The sequence below is a fragment of the Vibrio sp. 10N.222.46.A1 genome, assembly GCF_041473595.1.
Taxonomy (GTDB): Bacteria; Pseudomonadota; Gammaproteobacteria; order Enterobacterales; family Vibrionaceae; genus Vibrio; species Vibrio tasmaniensis_A.
Map to the genome: position 1 here is coordinate 1 of NZ_JBFRSN010000623.1, position 3,327 is coordinate 3,327.

General features: G+C 44.1%; 3 protein-coding genes. All 3 read left to right on the forward strand.

Going from position 1 to position 3,327, the window contains the following annotated elements; translation table 11 throughout:
• The first annotated feature begins 2 nt into the window (after window positions 1–2).
• Complete coding sequence (locus AB4496_RS17180; protein ID WP_372131460.1) at window positions 3–1,673, forward strand: GspE/PulE family protein; 1,671 nt, start codon at window positions 3–5, stop codon at window positions 1,671–1,673.
• Window positions 1,674–1,685: 12 nt separating this feature from the next.
• Window positions 1,686–2,909: a type II secretion system F family protein gene (locus tag AB4496_RS17185; RefSeq protein WP_009847859.1), complete on the forward strand. Its 1,224-nt coding sequence runs from the start codon at window positions 1,686–1,688 to the stop codon at window positions 2,907–2,909.
• Between the two features lie 3 nt (window positions 2,910–2,912).
• A partial coding sequence (locus AB4496_RS17190; RefSeq protein WP_372104832.1) for an MSHA biogenesis protein MshF occupies window positions 2,913–3,327 on the forward strand: 415 nt, incomplete at its 3' end.

Consider the following 3,327-nt stretch of genomic DNA (forward strand, 5'->3'; position numbering starts at 1 on the left):
TCATTACTGAAGATCAAGTTGAACAAGCTCTGGCCGCTCAAAAAAGGACAGGCCGCAAGCTTGGTGATGCACTGATCGAGCTTGGCTTTTTATCAGAGCAGCAAATGCTCAGTTTCTTGTCGCAACAGCTTGCTATTCCTCTTATTGATATTAGCCGAGCTAATGTTGACGTCGAAGCTGTGCAGCTTTTACCTGAGGTTCATGCTCGCCGCCTTCGAGCTTTGGTCATTGGGCGTCAAGGTGACACATTACGTGTTGCAATGAGTGATCCTGCTGATCTGTTTGCCCAAGAATCTTTGCTGAGTCAACTAGGCGACTACGCACTCGAATTTGTCGTCGCACAAGAGAGACAATTAGTTGATGGTTTCGACCGTTATTACCGAAGAACCAAAGAGATTGCCTCATTTGCTGAGCAGCTTCATGCTGAGCATAAAGTTAATGAAGCCTTTGACTTTGATATCGCTGAAGAAGACAGCGACGAAGTTACGGTCGTTAAGCTAGTAAACTCGCTGTTTGAAGATGCTATTCAAGTTGGTGCGTCTGATATTCATATTGAACCAGATTCAAACGTATTACGTTTACGTCAGCGTATTGATGGTGTCCTGCATGAAACGTTGTTGAATGAAGTGAATATTGCTTCTGCACTGGTTTTGCGTTTGAAGCTGATGGCTAACCTCGACATTTCAGAGAAACGACTGCCTCAAGATGGTCGCTTTAATATTCGCGTTAAAGGTCAATCGGTCGATATTCGTATGTCGACTATGCCAGTACAGCACGGTGAGTCAGTGGTTATGCGTTTGCTTAATCAATCGGCTGGCCTACGTAAATTGGAGTTGTCAGGCATTCCGAGTGATTTGCTCGTTCGTCTTCGTCATCAATTACGCCGCCCACATGGCATGATTCTCGTAACCGGGCCTACGGGCTCAGGTAAAACAACGACTCTATACGGTGCGTTAAGTGAATTAAACGAACCGGGTAAAAAGATCATTACCGCTGAAGACCCTGTAGAATACCGTCTTCCTCGTGTGAATCAGGTTCAGGTAAACCCTAAGATTAACCTCAATTTCTCAACGATTTTGAGAACCTTCCTACGTCAGGATCCGGATATCATTCTTATTGGTGAGATGCGAGATCACGAAACCGTTGAAATTGGTTTGAGAGCGGCACTTACTGGTCACTTAGTGTTAAGTACTCTGCATACCAACGATGCAGTAGACAGTGCACTGCGTATGATGGACATGGGGGCTCCGGGTTATCTGGTAGCAAGTGCTGTTCGAGCCGTGGTCGCACAGCGGTTAGTTCGTAAGGTATGTACTGATTGCAAGGTTGATGATGAGCTGGATGAAGCGCGTAAGCAATGGTTGAGTGTTCGTTTCCCAAACCAGCGAGGTACGCCATTTATGAAAGGGCGTGGTTGTCAAAATTGTAATTTGACAGGCTACAGTGGTCGTATTGGTGTGTTTGAAATGTTGGAGCTCGATCAGCCTATGATGGATGCGCTTAGAGCCAATGATGCCGTTGTTTTTGCTCAAACGGCAAGGCAGTCTGAAAATTACAAACCGCTGTTAGCTTCTGCGATGGAATTGGCCATACAGGGGGTTGTGAGCTTTGATGAGGTAATGAACCTTGGCGAAGGCGATGCTTCTGGTGCCACTGATCCAATTTATCTGTAGGGGTAGAGTGATATGCCAACTTATCGTTATGTAGGTCGCAGTTCTGATGGCAGTCAAGTGACAGGCCAGTTGGATGCAAATAACGAAGATCTTGCTGCTGACAGTTTGATGAGTAAAGGGATCATTCCAACTTCGATTAAACTTGGAAAAAGTGGCGGTTCAATCCTGGATATGGATGTATCCAGTCTGTTCTCCCCGAATGTGCCTTTAGAGGTGTTGGTTCTGTTTTGCCGACAGTTGTATAGTTTAACTAAGGCGGGTGTTCCGCTATTAAGATCGATGAAAGGGTTAACTCAACATTGTGAAAATAAGCAACTGAAAGTAGCACTTGAAGAAGTGGTCGCTGAACTCACAAACGGTCGTGGGTTAGCGGCGTCGATGCAAATGCACCCTAAGGTATTTAGTTCATTGTTTGTATCGATGATCAGTGTTGGTGAGAATACAGGTCGTTTAGATCAGGCATTGTTACAACTGGCTGGATACTACGAACAAGAGGTTGAAACTCGAAAGCGAATCAAAACGGCAATGCGTTACCCAACGTTCGTGATTACTTTTATTACAATCGCTATGTTTGTCTTGAATATATTCGTGATTCCTCAGTTTTCGAGTATGTTCGCGCGTTTTGGGGTCGACTTACCACTTCCAACTCGTATTTTAATGGGAATGTCTGAGTTCTTTGTTAATTACTGGGGGTTAATGCTTGGATTAATCTTTGGTCTTGTTTTTGCTTTTAAAGCATGGGTTAAGACAGATAAAGGGTGGGAAAAGTGGGATCGGCTGCGCTTAAAAATGCCAGTGATTGGTGGGGTGGTCAATCGAGCTCTATTGTCGCGCTTCTCACGTACTTTTGCTTTGATGCTAAAAGCAGGTGTACCGCTTAACCAATCGTTATCGCTATCGGCTGAAGCTTTGGACAATCGTTTTTTAGAACTTCGTGTTCAAGGTATGAAATCGGCAATAGAAGCGGGAAGTACCGTTTCTTCTACCGCGATTAACAGCGAGATTTTCACACCACTCGTGATACAAATGATTTCTGTGGGTGAAGAAACGGGTCGTATTGATGAGTTGCTGCTTGAAGTTGCGGATTTTTACGACCGAGAGGTTGATTACGATCTAAAAACGTTAACCGCTAGAATTGAACCTATTCTGTTGACGATCGTTGCGGGAATGGTGCTGGTTTTAGCTCTGGGTATTTTCTTGCCAATGTGGGGAATGCTGGATGCAATCAAAGGTTAGGGGATGCTGAATAACCTACAGCGCTCACGTTTTGTTATTTGGGTTACGGTTATTCTTTTTCTCGTTATGGGATTGCTTTCTGTATGGAAAACAGTAGAAGAAGAAGCAACGAACACGGCATTAATCGTTGCGAGCAAGCGAATTCTTGAGCAAGCGAATTTGTTCAAACAGCAGTATTTGTTATCTGGTGTGGAGCAAAAGAATGATGCGAAACCGCCAAAGACTTACAGCAGAACGGGGTGGGTTATGCCAATTCAAGACTCGGCTCGAAATTGCGGTTATTGGTTGGAGCAATTATATCCTAAGGGGCGTATTTTAGGTCTCAGCTCTCCAAACATTGAAGACAAAAGTGATAACATTCATTTTCATTGCCGTTATCATTATAGTGATAAGTATCAGATAGATATATTACTCAAAA

Bases quoted from the DNA above. Each gene is read 5' to 3' on its own strand.
- AB4496_RS17185 (WP_009847859.1), top strand. From the start codon at position 1,686: ATGCCAACTTATCGTTATGTAGGTCGCAGTTCTGATGGCAGTCAAGTG.